Raw genomic sequence first — 16,583 nt, 5'->3', positions numbered from 1 at the left:
TCTCCGGTCCGCTCGTCCATCCGTCACCGCTATCCGGGCCAGTGCCCGGCGAAAGAGAGTGCACCATGATCGACAGCAGCACCGTCAACGACCTGATCGGCGCCGACGTCCACGGCACCGACGACGCGAAGATCGGCACCGTCGGCCAGGTCTACGTCGACAACGAGAGCCAGCAGCCCACCTGGGTCACCATCCGCACCGGCCTCTTCGGCTCCTCGGAGTCGTTCGCCCCGCTGAGCGACGCCTCGTTCGACGGCGGAGTGGTCCGCGTCGCCTACGAGAAGTCGTTCGTCAAGGACGCCCCGCGCATCGACGACGACGGCGCGCTCACCGCCGACGACGAGGAGGCCCTGTACTCGTACTACGGAGTCGGCGGAACCCGCGCCGAGAGCCCGCTCTACGACCAGGACGCCGACGCCGGCACGACCACGGACTTCGTCACCGAGGGCCACGTCACCGAGGGCCACGGCACCGAGGGCCACGACACCTCCGGCCCGACGACCGACGACGCGATGACCCGCTCCGAGGAGCGTCTGCGCGTCGGCACCGAGAGCGTCGAGGCCGGCCGCGCCCGCCTGCGCAAGCACATCGTCACCGAGCAGGTCACCCGCACCGTCCCCGTCAGCCACGACGAGGTCACCCTCACCCGCGAGCCGATCACCGAGGCGAACGCCGGGAACGCCCTCGCGGGCCCCGACCTCAGCGAAGAGGAGCACGAGGTGGTCCTCACCGAGGAGCGCGTCGTCACCGCCAAGGAGACCGTCCCCGTCGAGCGCGTGAGCCTCGGCACCGAGACCGTCACCGAGCAGCAGCGCGTGGACGAGGAGGTCTCGCACGAGGAGATCGAGCTCGTGGACCCGACCACCACCCGCACCACCACCGACGACGGAACGGGCACCCGCTCCTAGTCGTCATCGCGCGGCCGGTCCGATCCCGATCGGGTCGGCCGCGCTCCTTCCCCGCACCACCCCCGAAAGGCTCCCCCATGAACTTCCCCGCCGCTCTGCAGAACGGACTGGCAGCGGTCATCGCGTTCGTCCCGCTCGCGCTGCTCTTCCTGCTCATCCTCATCGTCGGCCTCATCGTCGCCAAGCTCATCGAGAAGGGCCTCTCGCGCCTGCTGACCAAGGTCGGCTTCGACCGCGCGGTCGAGCGCGGCGGCATCAAGAAGGCGCTCGCCAACTCGAAGCTCGACGCCTCCGACATCGTGTCGAAGATCATCTACTACACGCTCGTGCTGTTCGTGCTCCAGTTCGCGTTCGGTGTCTTCGGACCCAACCCGGTCAGCGACCTGCTCCAGGGCATCATCGGCTTCCTGCCGAAGATCATCGTCGCGATCATCATCATCGTGATCGCCGCAGCCATCGCGGCCGGCGCGAAGGGCCTCATCCAGAACACCCTCGGCGGCCTGTCCTACGGCAAGCTCCTGGGCAACATCGTCGCCGTCTTCATCCTGTTCATCGGCGCCACCGCGGCCCTGAACCAGATCGAGGTCGCCACGACCGTCACCACGCCGATCCTCATCGCCGTGCTCGCGATCGTCGCCGGCGTCATCATCGTCGGTGCCGGTGGCGGACTCATCAAGCCGATGCAGCAGCGCTGGGAGGCGATCCTCACCAAGGCCGAGGCCGAGGCTCCCAAGATCCAGCAGGAGGCGAAGAAGGCCCCGTCCGTGACGGAGCAGGCCTCGCGTGCCGCCGAGGCCGCGAAGCAGCAGACCGGTCAGAAGACCAGCGCCCGCCGCGCGGTCTGATCCGACAGCACTCCTCCGGCCGGCCCTGCTCCTTCGAGCGGGGCCGGCCGTTCCCTTCTCCGCCGGCGCTCCCGCGGCCGGCTCGCTCCTCGCATCGGAGAGACCATGCACTCCTGTTCCCGGCTCCTCGCATGAGCACGTCACCCGAGACCCCTCCGTCCGTCGTTCTGCACGAGGAGCGACTCGTCGTCTCGACGCGGCGGTTCGCGACCGAGCGCGTCCGGCTCGAGCGCGTCGTCGTCACCGAGCAGCGGACGATCACCGTCGACGTCCGCCGCGAGGAGATCCGACTCGTGCGGGAGCCGCTGCCCGGCGACGATCCGCTGCCGGATGACGGAGCGGCCGCTCCTGTCGAGCCGGTCGTCCTGATCCTGCACGAGGAGCGGATCGGGATCACCAGGACCGTCGTGCCCGTCGAGCGCGTGACGCTCCGGGTGGCGTCGGTGAAGGGGGAGCGGGAGGCGACCGAGGAGCTGCGGCGCGAGGTCGTCGACGTCGATCGCTCGGTCGATCCGCTCCGGATCGACTGACGCCGGCTCGGTTCGGGTCGCCGAGAAGGTGATCGTGGTCGTCGTGCCCGCCGGGTGGAAGTCTCCCGCGAGGCGGATCCGCTTCCCGTGGTCGATCCAGTCCGACTCCCGTGTCTGCGCGCGGTCGAGGGTCTCGACGAACAGCTCGAACCTCCGCTCGCCCTTCTCGCGGTGCACCCACTCGAGGACCTCCTCGACGGAATGGCGCGGATGCGCGTGCCAGTGGCGGGGCCTCGATACGCCCCTTCGGGCCTACTCGCCCAGCGGAGGACATTTACTGTCGTACAGGACAGTAAACCTGCTAAAGTCGAGCTTGGAACCCCCGAGACGAGAGAAGAGACGATCATGAGCACCATCACCCTCCCGGACGCCGTCGACGAGTTCGTCGCCGCCACCAATGCCCACGACGCCGAGGCGCTGGTCGCGGTGTTCGCGGCCGATGCCGTCGTCATCGACGACGGGACGACCTACGACACTCAGGACCGGATCCGCGAGTGGCTGACCGTGCACCAGATCGAGCCCCGCGTGGTGATCACGCCGATGTCGTTCGAGAGCGGACGACTCCTCGCCTCCGTCGACGGCGATTTCCCCGGCGGGCCGCTGCGCTTCGCCTTCGACGTCACCGAGACGGCCGGCCGCATCGCACGGCTCGAGATCCGAGGCGGCCTGAGCGCCGCCCCGTCCTGATCCGCGGGACGATCTGACCGATCGGGAATTTCCTGCGGCCTCTCGCCTTCTTCTTCCTACATGCAATATATTGCATCCGATAACACCCTTTTCACACCCGAGGAGAGACCATGTCCGCCACCGCCTTCGCCCCTGAGGACGACCACCCCACTGTCGTGCTCGTCCACGGCGCTTTCGCCGAGTCGTCGAGCTGGAACGGGGTCGTCGCCCGGCTCCGCGCCGAGGGGCTGCCCGTCCTCGCGGTCGCCAATCCGCTGCGCGGGCTCGCCGCCGACGCCGAGTACCTCCGCACCGTGCTCGACGCGATCAAGGGACCGGTCGTCGTCGCGGGACACTCCTACGGCGGCTCCGTCGCGAGCGAGGCGACCGAGGGCGCCTCGAACGTGCGGGCCCTGGTCTACGTCGCGAGCTTCCTGCTCGAGCCGGGCGAGAGCACCGGCGACCTCACGGGAGGTTCCCCGGCGGCGAGCTCGGCCCGGCTCTCACGCCCGTCCCGTTCTCGGCCGGGAGCTTCTCGGGCGACGACCTCTACATCCAGCAGGACCGGTTCCGCGAGGTCTTCGCGGCCGACGTGGACGAGGAGACCGCCGCTCTGATGGCGGCGACCCAGCGTCCGATCGCCGCTGCGGCCCTCGAGGACGCCGCCACGCGCGCCGGCTGGCGCGGCATCCCGTCCTGGACACTCGTGACCCGTCAGGACCTCGCGGTGCCGGCCGACTCGCAGCGCTTCATGGCCGCCCGCGCGGAGTCGCACGCGGTCGAGATCGACGCCTCGCACGCCGTCACCGTCTCGGAGACGGACGCCGTCGCGGACCTGATCCTCGACGCCGTGCGCGCGACCCGCTGACGATCCCCCGAGAGGCCGGCTCGCTGCACGGAGCGGGCCGGCCCCGTCCACGACTCCCCTGAAGGAGGAGCGATGATCCCTCCGGGACGCCTCGTCGCGGTGCTGCTGCCCGCTCGACACCCGTCTCGCGGTCTCGGAATGGACAGCGGCGACTATGACCGAATGACGATCAGCACTCGGTTTCACGGCATGCAATATATCGCTGGGTGTTATCGTCGCTGCATGCCCATCCCGAAGACGACCGCCGTCACCCCCGATCCCTCCTGCGCGACGACGTCTACCAGGCGTTGCGCGACGCGATCGTCGACGGCACGTTCGAACCGGGCGAGCGCCTCCGGGATCAGGAGCTCGAGGCCTGGCTGGGCGTCAGTCGGACTCCTATCCGCGAGGCGCTGCTCCGCCTCGCCCGCGTCGGGCTGGTCAGCGCGAAGCCGGGACGGGCCACGATCGTCACGCCCGCCACCGGCAAGAGCATCACCGACGCCCAGCAGATCGCCGCCTCGATGCACGACCTCGCGACGCGCCTGGCCGGCCTGTCCGTCACTCCGGAGTCGCTCGCGGAGATGGAGTCGGCGAACACCGACTTCGCGCGGGCGCTCGAGACCGGCGACGTCGACGGCGCGCTGCGCGCGGACGACGCGTTCCACGGAGTGCTCACCGGCCTCAGCGGCAACGCGATGATCGACGACGTCCTCGAGCAGGCGACTCCGCTGATCCGGCGGGCCGAGCGCCGGCGCTTCGGCTCGCTGGCCGGACGCGACTCGGTCGAGCAGCACCGCGCGATCGTGCAGAGCCTGCGCGACGGCGACGTCGACGGCGCGGCCCGGCTGAATCGCGAGAACTGGATGACCCTCGACCGTCACCTGCACGAGGAGAACGGCGGATGACGGACGCCCCGGGAGTCCCCGGCATCCTCGCGGAGCTGCGGTTCTCCGCCCTGGTGACCGCGGCGCTCGCGTCGGCGCTGGGCGACGAGCACTCGGCCACTCCCGCCGAGGCTCTCGCGCGGGACCCCGCCCGAGCCGCCGTCCTGGCCGCCCTGCCCGACGCGGAGTCGGTGCTGGTCGAGCTGTGGGAGCAGCGCCGGGCCAGGAGCGGCAGCCTCGTCAGCGGTCTGAGCCAGGCCGCGGCCGCGGCGGGCGGCACCGTGCGGGCGTGGTCGGATCTGGGTGACGACGTGATGATCGCCCAGGGCCGCTCCTCCGCTCTGATGGCGCGTGTGCTGCTGGAGTCGGTGGCGCCCGCCTACGGAGTCGCCACGCCGACCCGGGTGCTCGACGTCGGCACCGGCATCGGAGCGATCGCGACGGCGCTCGCCGAGGGGATGCCGTCGGCGGCCGTCGTCGGGATCGACATCGCCGATCGCCCGCTCGCGATCGCCCGCGCCCTTCTGTGCGATGCCGACCCGCGCGTCGCCGACCGCATCCTCCTCCGCCGCGAGGACGTGACCGAGCTGAGCGATCACTCCGCCTACGACCTGGTCTGGATGCCGCTGCCGTTCCTGCCCGACGCGATCGTCGACCGAGCGCTCGACCGGGCGGTGGCAGCGCTGCGGCCTGGTGGTCTGCTGGTGCTCGGCACCCTCCCGCCGGTCGCCGACGAGCGGCTGCGCGCGGCGGACGCGTGGCTCGCGACGCTCACGGGCGGCGGGACGCTGACCAGGGACGAGGTCGCCGAGCGGCTGAGCACTCGCGGGCTCGAGCGCATCCAAAGCTTCGACACGGTGCCGGGAGCCCCGGTGCTGGTGGCGGCGGTCGTGCCCCGCTAGCGGGAGCGGTCGGGAGGAGGAGCCCGCGCTCGCGCATCCGGGCCGCCGAGGCGATCGCGTCGGCGACGAAGCGCTCGGTCAGCTCGGTGTAGCGGCGGACGTCGTCGTCGGACCAGTCCTCGAGCACCTCGGCGATCATCCTGTCGCCGAGCGCGTACACGCCCCGTGCGGCCGCCTCACCGGCCTCGGTCAGGCTGATCAGGTTCGCGCGGCGATCGGAGGGATCCGTCGTCCGGACCACGAGCCCGTCTCCCTCGAGCCGGCCGACGATCTTGCTGATGTAGGAGGCGCCGGTTCCGAGGGCCTCGGCGAGGGCGGTCGGGCGCATCGGCCCCCACGCCAGGAGGTGACGGAGGGTCTGGTGCGACGGCTGATCGAGCGACTCGCCGGTCTTCGCGAGGATCTGGGCTTGGAGGGTGGGGGACTCCCAGAGCAGGATCAGCGCACTCAGATCGGCCAGCAGGGCGGAGCGGTACGGGAAGTCGGCGGGATCGGGAGTCGTGGCCCGGTCGGTCGCGCGCTCCTGGTCCACCCGGGGATCCTACCTGGAACGATGTCGTGCAGGACAGCAACGGAGGGAGCGTCATGGGCGCGATGGACGACCTGATCGGCCCGGAGGTCGTCGAGCGGCTGGCGGCCTCGATCCGGACGGCGGGCCCGGGGGAGCTGCCGGCGCTCGCCGCGGTGAGCGGATCGCTGGACGGCCTCCGGCTCCGGCAGCGCGTGGACCTCGTGCGCGACGCGCTGCTGAGCGATCTGCCCGCCGGGTTCCCGGCCGTCGAGAGCCTCGTGCTCGATCTCGTCGAGCAGCCTCTCCTCGAGGGGTGGATGATCTGGCCGGTGACCGAGCTCGTCACCGCGCGCGCTCTCGAGAGCGGCTCGGCCGAGGACTTCGACGCGGCGCTCGCGCTCCTCGCACGGCTCACCGTCGGCCTGACCGGCGAGTTCGCGATCCGCGACCTGCTGATCGCCCGGCCGGAGCGGGCGCTCGCGGTGATGCTCGCCTGGACGGACCACGAGAACGAGCACGTGCGGCGGCTCGCGACCGAGGGCTCGCGCGCCTTCCTGCCCTGGGCGAAGCGGGTGCCGTGGCTGCTCGCGCACCCGCGCGCGACCCGGGGATCCTCGACGCTTCCTACCGGGACGAGTCCGAGTACGTGCGCCGCTCGACGGCCAACCACCTCAACGACCTCAGTCGCGTCGATCCGGAGATCGTGATCGAGACGGCTGCGGACTGGTCGGCGCATCCGGACGCGAACACGCCGCGGGTGGTGCGCCACGCACTCAGGACCCTGCTGAAGAAGGGCCGCCCGGCCGCGCTCGTCCTCGCCGGCTTCGACGGCGGGCTGCTGCGGGTCGGCCGGCCGCGTCTCTCCGTCGACGCCGTGCCCTGGGGCGGCTCGGTCGGGATCTCGGCCGAGATCGTCAACGAGGGCGGGACGGAGGCGACGGTCGTGATCGACTACTCGATCGGGTTCCAGCGGGCCGACGGCTCGGTGCGCCCCAAGACCTTCCGCCTCACGACCCGGCGCCTCGCCGCGGGCGAGAGGCGCGACCGTGACCCGGACGCACTCGTTCCGCGAGATCACGACGCGGAGGCACTACCCGGGCGCCCACTCCGTCACGGTCCAGGCGAACGGGGTGGTGTCGACACCGGTCGACTTCGTGCTCGAGCGCTGACGACGCAGCGCCGCCCGGGAGGAACAGCCTCCCGGGCGGCGCTGGGTACGGTGCGAGTAGCTACGCGTCGGTGCGGGACTCGACGTCCTTCGCGGTCTCGATCGGCTCGCCCTCGACGCTCGCTCGGTCGGCCTTGCCCCGGTCGCCGCGGGTCTTGAGGAGGCTCGCGACGGTGGCGACGGCGATCGTCGCTCCGATGAAGGTGAGCGAGAACCAGATCGGGATCTCGGGCACCCACAGCAGCGGCTCGCCGCCGTTGATGAACGGCACCTCGTTGACGTGCAGGGCGTGGAACACGAGCTTCACGGCGATGAACGCGAGGATCACGGCGAGGCCCTGGCTGAGGTAGACGAGGCGCTCGAGCAGTCCGCCGATGAGGAAGAACAGCTGGCGCAGTCCCATCAGGGCGAAGGCGTTCGCGGTGAACACGATGTACGCCTCGCTGGTCAGGCCGTAGATCGCGGGGATCGAGTCGAGCGCGAAGACGAGGTCGATGAAGCCGATCGCGACGATGGTCAGCAGCATCGGGGTGACGAAGCGCTTGCCGCCCTTCTTCACCGTCAGCTTGTCGCCGTGGTACTCGTCGGTGACGGGGAGGATGCGGCGCACCAGGCGCATGAAGGCGTTGTTCGACGGGTCGCCGTGGTCGCCCTTGATCTGCTGGTAGGCGAGGACGAAGAGCAGGGCGCCGAACAGGTAGAAGACCCACGAGAAGTTCTCGATCAGCGCCGCACCGACGGCGATGAAGGCTCCGCGCATGATCAGCGCGATGACGATGCCGATCATCAGCACCTTCTGCTGGTACTTCTTCGGCACCGCGAAGCCGCTCATGATGATGAGGAAGATGAAGAGGTTGTCGAGCGACAGCGCCTTCTCGGTCAGGTAGCCGGCGAAGTACTCGCCGCCGTAGCGCCAGTCGGCGACGACGCCGATCCCGACGCCGAAGAGCAGCGCGAGGCCGATGTAGAACGCGGACCAGCGGGCGGACTCGCCGATGGTCGGTTCGTGCGGCTTGCGCACGTGGACGAAGAACTCGTAGACGAAGAACGCGATCGTCACGGCGATCGTGATGAGCCAGACGGCGGGGGTGATCTGCACGGAGGTGCTCAAGGGGTTCGGTGGACGACACCAAGGTCTCCTCCACTCCGCCGGCGACCTGATGGCCTTCCGAGGCGGAGCCGATGGCCCGGGATGCTCAGTCGCATCCGTAATGACGGGCTCACCGCAGACGGGAGTACTCCCCTTGCTGGAGACGATTCTAGGAGAGGCGTAACGCGTCAACCTGAGAAGAACCTCAGTCCCACGGCCGATGGCGCCCGTGTTCTGGATCCACACTGCTGTACATTGGATCCAGCGGTGCGGTGCCGCGGGAGAGGCGTGCATGGTGATCCAGACCGTTCTGGGACCGGTCGACCCCGAGGGGTCGGCAGCGTCTCGATGCACGAGCACCTGCTCACCGACGCGAGCGCTCTGCAGCGCCCGGGAGTCGAGCAGCTGGATCCGCACGAGCCCGTCACCGCCGAGCTCGCCGCGGCCCTGCGCTGGAGCCAGCTCGCGCTGGCCGACAATCTCCGCCTCGACGACGTCGATCTGCTCGTCGACGAGTTGCGCATCCCCTCCGCGCCGAGCGTCGTCGTCGATCTCAGCTCGCTCGGCTTCGGGCCCGACCGCGACCGCTTCCCCGAGCTCGCCGAGCGCAGCGGAGTCGCGATCGTCGCCGGCTACGGCGCGTACCTGCCCCGGCTGCTCCCGTCGTGGTACCTCGACCTCGACGTGGACGCGCGCACCGCGCTCTTCGAGCGGGCTCTGACCGAGGCGATCCCGGGCACCTCCTACCGCGCGGGTCTGCTCGGGCTGATGGGCACCACGGGAGCCTTCACCGCGCCCGAGGGCGAGCAGGAGCGCCTCGGGCTCACCGCCGCCGCGCGGGCCGCCGCCTCGACCGGCGCGGCGATCAGCGTGCGGCTCGCGGCCGACGCCCGCAACGGCCTGGACGTGCTGACCCACGTGATGGCCGAGGGCGTGGATCCGTCGCGCGTCGTGTTCACCACCGTCGACGAGTTCCTCGAGCTGCCGTACCTGCGCGACCTCTCGCAGGCCGGGGCCGTTCTCGAGATGTGCTTCGGCAACGAGGGCTCCCACGTCGGGCGGATCAGGAACGCGAGCGACCCCCAGCGGGTCGACGCCCTGCTCGCGCTGCTCTCGGAGGATCCCGACGGCCGCTGGGTCCTCGGCCACAGCACCTGGACCAAGGGCCAGCTCCGCCGCTTCGGCGGGCACGGCTTCGACCACCTCGCCGCGCGGGTCCTGCCGGGCCTGCGCCTGCTCGGCATCGACGACGCCGTGCTGCACCGCTTCAGCGTCGAGGAGCCCGTGCGCTTGCTCGACCGACCGTAGGAGACGACCGATGAGAGACACCCTCGCCCCCTGGCTCCGCTCGAGCCGTTCCTCCTCGACGGCGCCTGGATCGCGCCCGAGGGCGCCGAGCTGCTCGACGTGATCGATCCCGCGACCCAGGAGCTGCTCACCCGCGTCCCCCAGGCGACGGCCGCCGACGTCGACGCCGCCGTGACCGCCGCACGGCGGGCGCACGAGGACGCGCGTGGAGCGGGATGAGCCCGCACGACCGCAGCCGGATCCTCGGCCGCGTCGCCGACCTGATCGAGGAGCGCCTCGAGGAGCTCGCGGTGCTCGAGACGCGCGACAACGGCAAGCCGATCGAGCGCTCGCGCGCCGACACCGCGACCTCGGCGCGGGTGTTCCGCTACTACGCGGGCGCTCCGTCGCGCCTGACGGGCACCGTCGTCCCGGTCGACGGGGCGCACCACGTCTACACGACGCTCGAGCCGGTGGGAGTCGCGGCGCTGATCCTGCCCTGGAACTTCCCGATCATGACGGCCAGCTTCAAGCTCGCCCCGGCGCTCGCCGCCGGCTGCACCGTCGTCGTGAAGCCGGCGGAGCAGACTCCGGTGACCATGCTGCGGCTCGCCGCGATCTGCGAGGAGGCGGGCGTCCCCTCCGGAGTCGTGCAGGTGCTCACCGGCGACGGCCGCGTCGAGGCGGCGCTCACCGCGCACCCGGGGGTCGACAAGGTGTCGTTCACGGGCAGCACCGAGGTGGGCCGGAAGGTGATGCTCGCCGCCGGGGCCGACTTCAAGAGGCTCACGCTCGAGCTCGAGGGCAAGAGCCCCAACATCGTGTTCGAGGACGCGGATCTGGATGCGGCGGTCCTGACCGCGATGCGCGCGTCCTTCGGCCACTCCGGTCAGATGTGCACGGCGGGCAGCCGCCTGCTGGTGCAGCGCTCGATCCTCGACGACATGACGGAGCGTCTGGCTGCGGCGGTGCGCCGCGTCCCGCTGGGCGACGGTCTCGCCGGGGAGTGACCGTCGGTCCGCTGGTCTCGGAGGAGCAGCGGCAGCAGGTGCTCGGCTACATCGCCCAGGGCGAGGCCGAGGGGGCGGTCGTCGCTGTCGGCGGCGGGGTGCCGGACCGGCCGGGCTACTACGTGGAGCCGACCCTGTTCACGGGTGTCAGCAACTCGATGACCATCGCGCGCGAGGAGATCTTCGGCCCCGTGGTCGGCATCATCCCGTTCGACGACGAGGACGAGGCCGTGGCGATCGCCAACGACCAGAGCTACGGACTGGCCGCAGGGGTGTGGACGCGCGACCTCTCGCGGGCGCACCGTCTGGGGAAGCGCCTGCGCGCGGGGACGGTGTGGGTGAACACCTACAACCTGTTCGACCCCGCGCTGTCGTTCGGCGGAGTCGGCGAGTCCGGCCTCGGCCGCGACCTGGGCGAGGAGGCGCTGCGCTCGTTCTGCGAGTCGAAGAGCGTGGTCATCGCGCTGTAGGGGCGCCCCCGCCAGTCCATGCCAGCACTCGCGCTCGCGTCTGCGATCCGACTGTTCAGTTGGGAACTGAACACGGAGGTGCCGGATGCTGGCCGCGGTGAGACGAGAGGAGCTGGAGCTCGCGATCGGCGTTCTCGGACTCGGAGGCGATGAACGCGACGGCTACCCTCGGAACATGAGGGTTTATTCCGTCGACGAGAGAGACTCCGTGGAGGAGATGCCAGCAAGTGGCTACCGGGTCATGCTCGTCAGATCCGGACGTCGAGTCAGCGCCTTCGACATCGACGCCGCGTCGGTGCGCGAGGCCCTCGCCTGGGCTGAGGAGAACTGCGCGAATGGCGCCTTCTCGCTCGCGGCCCGGTTCCGAGCTGTTCGGAGGAGGAGTCTCCCTCATGTGGCTGACTCCTCCTCCGGAGGAGTTGATGGCAGAGCTGGGCTAGGAGCAGACGGCCGTGGACGTCGGTCAGCGCGGCGGGTAGGTCCTCAGGGTCACGGGCGGCAGTGAGGCGAGCTCCGGTGCGACGAGGCCGATGACGTCGGAGTGGTGGTCGACGCCGTCCTGACGGAGGAAGGACCAGCACTTGAGCGATCGCGGGCGCTTCGCGAGGGGGAGCGGAGTCGCCTCGACGACGATCAGCCCGCGGTCGTGCAGGACGATGCGGGCGGTGAGCCGCTCGGCGCGGCCGTCGACGGTCCAGTGCCCGACCGCGCGCAGGCGGCCCTCGCGGCTGTCGACTCCGAGCGACATGACCGAGCTGTAGTCCTCGGAGGCGGCGCCCATGCCGATCTGGAAGTCGCCCTCTGCGCCGTCGAGCACGAAGGCGACGTCGAGTCCGGCGCGGTGCCGCACCGAGAACGTCGAGACCAGGCGCCCGCGGCCGAAGGATCCGGAGCGGCTCTGCGCGGTGCGGACGTGGCCCTCGGCTTGCTGACGCTCCACGCCGTCCTCCTCGTCGCTCGGAGCACGGCGGTCGCGGCGCTGCCCTCCGACCCTAGACCTCCTCCGGAGAGCGGAGCCTCCGCCCGGCCTCCGTCCGAGTGCTCCGGCGGCCGCGCCCCGTCCGGCGGGTACGGTGGAACGGATCCGAGCACCACCCGCCCCGACGAAGGAGCCCCCATGCCCACCACTGTGAGCGGCGTCATCGCCCGATCGAAGGGCGCTCCCGTCGAGCTCGTCGACATCGTGATCCCCGACCCCGGGCCCGGCGAGGCCGTCGTCGACATCGAGACCTGCGGTGTCTGCCACACCGACTACCACTACCGCGAGGGCGGGATCAGCGACGACTTCCCGTTCCTGCTCGGCCACGAGGCCGCGGGCCGGGTCAGCGCGATCGGCGAGGGGGTGACGCACGTCGCCGTCGGCGACTTCGTCGTGCTCAACTGGCGGGCCGTGTGCGGCGAGTGCCGCGCCTGCGTCCGTGCGGAGCCCTGGTACTGCTTCAACACGTTCAACGCCACGCAGAAGATGACCCTCGAGGACGGCACGGAGCTGAGCCCCGCGCTGGGCATCGGGGCCTTCGCCGAGAAGACGCTGGTGCACGCGAAGCAGTGCACGAAGGTCGACCCGACGGCCGACCCCGCCGCCGTGGGCCTGCTGGGCTGCGGCATCATGGCCGGCCTCGGTGCCGCGATGAACACCGGCAACGTCACGCGGGGCGACTCCGTGGCCGTGATCGGCTGCGGCGGAGTCGGCACCGCCGCGGTCGTCGGCGCGAAGCTGGCCGGAGCGAGCACGATCATCGCGATCGACCGCGACCCCAAGAAGCTGGTCGCCGCGCAGAAGCTCGGCGCGACCCACGTCGTCGACTCGAGCGGTCTCGACGAGGCGGGAGTCGTCTCCGCGGTGCAGGAGCTGACGGACACGTTCGGCGCCGACGTCGTGATCGACGCGGTCGGCCGGCCCGAGACCTGGCGCCAGGCGTTCTACGCCCGCGACCTCGCCGGCACGGTCGTCCTCGTCGGCGTCCCGACTCCCGAGATGACGCTCGAGATCCCCCTGCTCGACGTCTTCGGCCGCGGCGGATCGCTCAAATCCAGCTGGTACGGCGACTGCCTGCCCGAGCGCGACTTCCCGATGCTGACCGACCTCTACCTGCAGGGCGGGCTGCCGCTGGACGAGTTCGTGAGCGAGCGGATCGGCATCCGAGACATCGAGCAGGCCTTCGCCACGATGGCCGGCGGCGACGTGCTGCGCTCGGTGGTGGTGCTCTGATGGGCGCGCGGATCGACCACCTCGTCACCAGCGGCACGTTCAGCCTCGACGGCGGCACCTGGGACGTCGACAACAACGTCTGGATCGTCGGCGACGACTCCGAGTGCGTCGTGATCGACGCGGCGCACGACGCCGACGCGATCCTGGCGGCGGTCGGCGACCGCGAGGCTCGTCGCCGTGCTGCTGACCCACGCGCACGACGACCACATCGACGCGGTCGCGGGAGTGCGGGAGGCGACGGGTGCGCCCGTGCTGCTGCACGACTCCGACCGCATGCTCTGGGACGTGGTGCACCCCGACAGCGCGCCGAGCGCGGCGCTCGTCGACGGCCAGCGGATCGCCGTGGCCGGCCTCGAGCTCGAGGTGCGGCACACGCCGGGTCACTCGCCCGGAGCGGTCTGCTTCGTCGCCGAGGAGCTCGCAACGGTCTTCACCGGAGACACGCTCTTCCAGGGCGGACCGGGCGCGACCGGCCGCTCCTTCAGCGACTTCCCCACGATCATCGACTCGATCACCGACCGGCTGCTGACGCTGCCGGCGGAGACGGTCGTGCGCACCGGGCACGGCGACTCGACGACGATCGGGGCGGAGGCGCCGCACCGCGAGGAGTGGATCGCGCGCGGGCACTGAAGGCGACGTGCCGAGGTCGGTCGGAGCCGTCAACGGTGCGCCTCACCGCCGGCATGCCCACGACCGCGTGAAGCGATCGACTACCAGCGGATGGTCGTCGGCAGCGGTCGTTGATGCTCCTCCACGAGTACTGTCACTCGCCGCTGGGCTGCGCCCGGCGGGAGCCTCGGCTCACGATCGGCGGCACCTCGAGGATCGGAACGGCTCGCTTCATGAAGCGGTCGAAATCCGGGACCGTGAACGCCGCATAACCGTGCTGAGGGGTGAACAGAAGCCCCATCTCGATCAGTTCGGCTCGTGTCGGGCCGAGTTGCTGGGACGACCTCTCGAGGAGGACGGCGACGTCCCCCGCCTTCTGAGGTTCGGGACCGAGTTCGGCCATCGCACGCATGTACGCGGTCTGAAGCGGCGTCGCTCGATCGAGTCGAACGCGGAAGAAGGAGCTGTCGAGCTTGGCCTCGTAAGCTTCCCTGGCGAGTTCGACGTCCTCCTTGAAGATCCGGTTGTTCCTCGCCACGGTCCAGACCTGATACCCCAACTCCTGGATGAAGTAGGGGTATCCGCTCGTGATCTCGACGGCGAGTTCGACGGCCTCGTCCTCGTACACTGCTCCTTCCGCCGCGGCCGGCTCCCGGAGTGCTGCTGCGGCGTCGTCGCGATCGAGGGAATCGATGCGAGGGAACTTGAAGAGCCGCTCCGCATACGACTTCGCGTCTCCGACGAGCTCGGCGATCTGCGGCAGTCCGGCGCCGACGAAGGTGACGGGCAGGTTCCGCTGAACCGTCTTGTGGATGGCCTGGATCAGCGCTTCGAGTTGAGGCGAGTCGAGGAACTGGACCTCGTCGATGCGGCGTCCATGACGACGACTTTAGGAGTGTTAGAGCGTTTTATCCAGATCTCCTAAAACGCTCTAACCTCCGAAAACGCTGCCGTCGGGCCGCGGGCGCGGCCGTCAGATCCAGCCGTGCTCGCGGGCCTCGATCACCGCGCGCTGGCGGGTGTCGACCTGCAGCTTGCGGAGGATCGACGAGACGTGGTTGCGGACGGTGCCGTTCGAGAGGTGCAGCGCGGCTCCGATCTGCCCGATCGTCTCGCCGCGGGAGCCGGCGCTCAGCACGTCGAGCTCGCGGTCGGTGAGCGGGCTGCGGGTGGTGGCGAGGGCGTCGGCGGCGATCTCGGGATCGACGTAGCGGCGTCCGCTCGCGACCAGGCGGATCACCTGCGCGACGTCCTCGACGCGACGCGACTCGGGCAGGAAGCCCGCGACCTCGACGGCCAGCGCGCGGCGCAGCACTCCGGGACGCGCGTGGCGGGTGACGACGACCACGCGGGTCGCCGACGAGCGGCGCAGGCGCTCCGCGGCCTCGATGCCGTCCATGCCCGGCATCTCGACGTCGAAGAGGCAGACGTCGGGCTCGAGGCGCAGCGCCTCGGCCACCGCCTCCTCGCCGTCGCGGCACTCGCCGACGATCTCGAGGTCGTCCTCGAGGCGGAGCAGCGCCGCGAGCGCGGTGCGGATCATGTCCTCGTCGTCGGCGAGGAGCACGCGGATCACTCCGCTCCTCCGATCGGCAGGCGCGCCTCGACCGCGAACGCGCGGCGGGTGGGGCGGGTGCGCAGGGTGCCGCCGGCCCGCTCGATCCGCTCGGTCATGCCGGCGATGCCGGAGCCGTGCTCATCGGGATCCTCGGGCTCGGGCGGCAGGTCGTTCTCGGCGAGGAAGCGCCACTCGCCGCCCTCGCGGGCCAGGCGCAGCCGGGCCGACTCGCCTCCGCCGTGCTTGAGGATGTTGGTCGTGCTCTCGCGGACGACCGGGCCGAGCGCATCGGCGGGCGCGAGGTCCGCACCGGCGCCGATGTCGAGCTGCACGCGCAGCCCGGCCGAGCGGAGGAGGTCGGCGGCGTTCTCGAGCTCGTCCGAGAGCGAGACGCTGCGGAAGCGGGTGGCGAGCTCGCGGGTGCCCGTGCGGGCCCCGTCGACGCTGCGCTGAGCGGCGCGCAGCTGCTCCAGTGCGGCGTCCGGATCGTCGCGGAGGAGACGCTCGGCGAGCTCGAGCTGCAGGGCGATGACCTGGAGGTGGTGCCCCTGCAGGTCGTGGACGTCACCCGCGAGGATCAGCCGCTCCTGGGCGGCCGCGAGGCGCCCCTCCGCCGCCCGCGCGCGATCGAGCTCGCGCACGATGTCCCACCACCAGAGCATGCTGACGACCGACGCCGGCAGGGCGATCGCGAAGAACAGCAGCAGCGGGCGGATGTCGGAGGGGGAGTCCGCGAGCAGACCGGTGCCGAGGTGGTCGTGCTCGAGCACTGCGGCGACCACGAGGACGAGGGTGGCGAGGCCGGTCAGCCGCCCGCGGACGCCGCGCGGCCAGGGCAGCACGCCCACCAGGACGAACGCGAGCGAGAGGGCGAAGGTGACGCTGCCGGTGGCGATCCCGCCGGCCGCCGAGCCTGCGAGACCGGCGGCGAACACTCCGGTCGCCTGCGCGCGGAGCCGGAACGGCGCCTCCTTCGGCACCCCCTCGGTAGCGCAGGGCGGTGACGAGGAACGCGGCGGACCACAGCACGGTGCCGCCGAGGTAGAGGACGACGCGCCAGAGCTCGGTCGCGCCGACGACCAC

Annotated in this window: 18 protein-coding genes and 3 pseudogenes; 15 read left to right on the top strand and 6 right to left on the bottom strand. The window is 71.0% G+C overall.

Translation table 11 applies throughout. The annotated features are described in order from the left end of the window. Positions 1-65 precede the first annotated feature (65 nt). From AC0CII_RS15505 to AC0CII_RS15470, 8 genes are all read left to right on the top strand, one after another. Positions 66-908 (top strand): DUF2382 domain-containing protein, encoded by an 843-nt coding sequence (locus tag AC0CII_RS15505; protein ID WP_465227170.1) that lies wholly within the window; start codon positions 66-68, stop codon positions 906-908. Between the two features lie 77 nt (positions 909-985). Continuing rightward, a complete protein-coding gene (locus tag AC0CII_RS15500; protein WP_465227171.1) occupies positions 986-1,753 on the top strand; it encodes a mechanosensitive ion channel family protein in 768 nt (255 codons plus the stop codon). 131 nt (positions 1,754-1,884) lie between these two features. Then, on the top strand, positions 1,885-2,283 hold the full coding sequence (locus AC0CII_RS15495; protein ID WP_465227172.1) for a YsnF/AvaK domain-containing protein: 399 nt from the start codon (positions 1,885-1,887) through the stop codon (positions 2,281-2,283). Positions 2,284-2,628: 345 nt separating this feature from the next. Beyond that, positions 2,629-2,970, top strand: a complete 342-nt coding sequence (locus tag AC0CII_RS15490) for a nuclear transport factor 2 family protein (protein WP_465229969.1) — start codon at positions 2,629-2,631, stop codon at positions 2,968-2,970. 110 nt (positions 2,971-3,080) lie between these two features. Next, on the top strand, positions 3,081-3,566 hold the full coding sequence (locus AC0CII_RS15485; RefSeq protein ID WP_465229968.1) for an alpha/beta fold hydrolase: 486 nt from the start codon (positions 3,081-3,083) through the stop codon (positions 3,564-3,566). Beyond that, entirely contained in the window at positions 3,542-3,817 is a 276-nt protein-coding gene (locus tag AC0CII_RS15480) for an alpha/beta fold hydrolase (RefSeq protein ID WP_465229967.1), read from the top strand. The genes AC0CII_RS15485 and AC0CII_RS15480 overlap by 25 nt, the downstream gene beginning before the upstream one ends. Before the next feature lie 206 nt (positions 3,818-4,023). Continuing rightward, complete coding sequence (locus tag AC0CII_RS15475; RefSeq protein ID WP_465229966.1) at positions 4,024-4,704, top strand: GntR family transcriptional regulator; 681 nt, start codon at positions 4,024-4,026, stop codon at positions 4,702-4,704. Beyond that, positions 4,701-5,585, top strand: coding sequence for a class I SAM-dependent methyltransferase (locus tag AC0CII_RS15470; protein WP_465227175.1), 885 nt, complete (start codon positions 4,701-4,703; stop codon positions 5,583-5,585). Before AC0CII_RS15475 ends, AC0CII_RS15470 begins: the two co-directional genes overlap by 4 nt. Positions 5,586-5,775: 190 nt before the next feature. Here AC0CII_RS15470 and AC0CII_RS15465 read toward each other — a convergent pair. Beyond that, positions 5,776-6,117, bottom strand: a pseudogene (locus AC0CII_RS15465) (MarR family winged helix-turn-helix transcriptional regulator); the annotation flags it as partial. 26 nt (positions 6,118-6,143) lie between these two features. Here AC0CII_RS15465 and AC0CII_RS15460 point away from each other — a divergent pair. Further along, positions 6,144-6,803 (top strand): hypothetical protein, encoded by a 660-nt coding sequence (locus tag AC0CII_RS15460; RefSeq protein WP_465229965.1) that lies wholly within the window; start codon positions 6,144-6,146, stop codon positions 6,801-6,803. Continuing rightward, positions 6,743-7,423, top strand: a complete 681-nt coding sequence (locus AC0CII_RS15455) for a hypothetical protein (RefSeq protein WP_465229964.1) — start codon at positions 6,743-6,745, stop codon at positions 7,421-7,423. Before AC0CII_RS15460 ends, AC0CII_RS15455 begins: the two co-directional genes overlap by 61 nt. On the opposite strand, the gene AC0CII_RS15450 is transcribed toward AC0CII_RS15455, so the two are convergent. Then, a complete protein-coding gene (locus AC0CII_RS15450) occupies positions 7,326-8,363 on the bottom strand; it encodes a TerC family protein (protein WP_207403810.1) in 1,038 nt (345 codons plus the stop codon). The two genes, AC0CII_RS15455 and AC0CII_RS15450, sit on opposite strands and share 98 nt — an antisense overlap. 93 nt (positions 8,364-8,456) lie before the next feature. On the opposite strand from AC0CII_RS15450, the gene AC0CII_RS15445 reads away from it, so the two are divergent. The 3 genes and pseudogenes from AC0CII_RS15445 (at position 8,457) to AC0CII_RS15435 (ending at position 11,121) form a co-directional block, all read left to right on the top strand. Continuing rightward, positions 8,457-9,662 carry a phosphotriesterase family protein gene (locus AC0CII_RS15445; RefSeq protein ID WP_465229963.1) on the top strand — a complete coding sequence of 402 codons (1,206 nt, stop codon included), beginning with the start codon at positions 8,457-8,459 and terminating at the stop codon, positions 9,660-9,662. A gap of 99 nt (positions 9,663-9,761) precedes the next feature. Further along, the gene (locus tag AC0CII_RS15440; RefSeq protein ID WP_465229962.1) at positions 9,762-9,881 is read left to right on the top strand and encodes an aldehyde dehydrogenase family protein; all 120 of its coding nucleotides are present in this window, start codon (positions 9,762-9,764) and stop codon (positions 9,879-9,881) included. Beyond that, positions 9,878-11,121, top strand: a pseudogene (locus AC0CII_RS15435) (aldehyde dehydrogenase family protein). Before AC0CII_RS15440 ends, AC0CII_RS15435 begins: the two are co-directional and overlap by 4 nt. 463 nt (positions 11,122-11,584) lie before the next feature. Here the strand turns inward: AC0CII_RS15435 and AC0CII_RS15430 are convergent. Further along, positions 11,585-12,061, bottom strand: coding sequence for a hypothetical protein (locus AC0CII_RS15430; RefSeq protein ID WP_465227180.1), 477 nt, complete (start codon positions 12,059-12,061; stop codon positions 11,585-11,587). Positions 12,062-12,238: 177 nt separating this feature from the next. On the opposite strand from AC0CII_RS15430, the gene AC0CII_RS15425 reads away from it, so the two are divergent. Both AC0CII_RS15425 and AC0CII_RS15420 read left to right on the top strand, forming a co-directional pair. Then, a complete protein-coding gene (locus AC0CII_RS15425) occupies positions 12,239-13,333 on the top strand; it encodes an S-(hydroxymethyl)mycothiol dehydrogenase (protein WP_465229961.1) in 1,095 nt (364 codons plus the stop codon). Further along, a pseudogene (locus AC0CII_RS15420) lies at positions 13,333-13,963 on the top strand (MBL fold metallo-hydrolase). The gene AC0CII_RS15425 and the pseudogene AC0CII_RS15420 overlap by 1 nt, the downstream one beginning before the upstream one ends. Positions 13,964-14,096: 133 nt before the next feature. Here the strand turns inward: AC0CII_RS15420 and AC0CII_RS15415 are convergent. The 3 genes from AC0CII_RS15415 to AC0CII_RS15405 form a co-directional block, all read right to left on the bottom strand. Then, positions 14,097-14,570: a hypothetical protein gene (locus tag AC0CII_RS15415; RefSeq protein WP_465227183.1), complete on the bottom strand. Its 474-nt coding sequence runs from the start codon at positions 14,568-14,570 to the stop codon at positions 14,097-14,099. Positions 14,571-14,915: 345 nt separating this feature from the next. Then, positions 14,916-15,518 (bottom strand): response regulator, encoded by a 603-nt coding sequence (locus tag AC0CII_RS15410; RefSeq protein WP_465229960.1) that lies wholly within the window; start codon positions 15,516-15,518, stop codon positions 14,916-14,918. Beyond that, positions 15,515-16,480 carry a sensor histidine kinase gene (locus AC0CII_RS15405; RefSeq protein WP_465229959.1) on the bottom strand — a complete coding sequence of 322 codons (966 nt, stop codon included), beginning with the start codon at positions 16,478-16,480 and terminating at the stop codon, positions 15,515-15,517. Before AC0CII_RS15405 ends, AC0CII_RS15410 begins: the two co-directional genes overlap by 4 nt. Positions 16,481-16,583 lie beyond the last annotated feature (103 nt).

The sequence above is a fragment of the Rathayibacter sp. AC182 genome (genome assembly GCF_979253875.1).
The sequence above is the reverse complement of the archived record's forward strand: the minus strand, read 5'-3'. Positions and strand labels throughout refer to the sequence as shown.

Bases quoted from the DNA above. Each gene is read 5' to 3' on its own strand.
- AC0CII_RS15505 (WP_465227170.1), top strand. From the start codon at position 66: ATGATCGACAGCAGCACCGTCAACGACCTGATCGGCGCCGACGTCCAC.
- AC0CII_RS15500 (WP_465227171.1), top strand. From the start codon at position 986: ATGAACTTCCCCGCCGCTCTGCAGAACGGACTGGCAGCGGTCATCGCG.
- AC0CII_RS15495 (WP_465227172.1), top strand. From the start codon at position 1,885: ATGAGCACGTCACCCGAGACCCCTCCGTCCGTCGTTCTGCACGAGGAG.
- AC0CII_RS15490 (WP_465229969.1), top strand. From the start codon at position 2,629: ATGAGCACCATCACCCTCCCGGACGCCGTCGACGAGTTCGTCGCCGCC.
- AC0CII_RS15485 (WP_465229968.1), top strand. From the start codon at position 3,081: ATGTCCGCCACCGCCTTCGCCCCTGAGGACGACCACCCCACTGTCGTG.
- AC0CII_RS15470 (WP_465227175.1), top strand. From the start codon at position 4,701: ATGACGGACGCCCCGGGAGTCCCCGGCATCCTCGCGGAGCTGCGGTTC.
- AC0CII_RS15445 (WP_465229963.1), top strand. From the start codon at position 8,457: ATGCTCAGTCGCATCCGTAATGACGGGCTCACCGCAGACGGGAGTACT.
- AC0CII_RS15425 (WP_465229961.1), top strand. From the start codon at position 12,239: ATGCCCACCACTGTGAGCGGCGTCATCGCCCGATCGAAGGGCGCTCCC.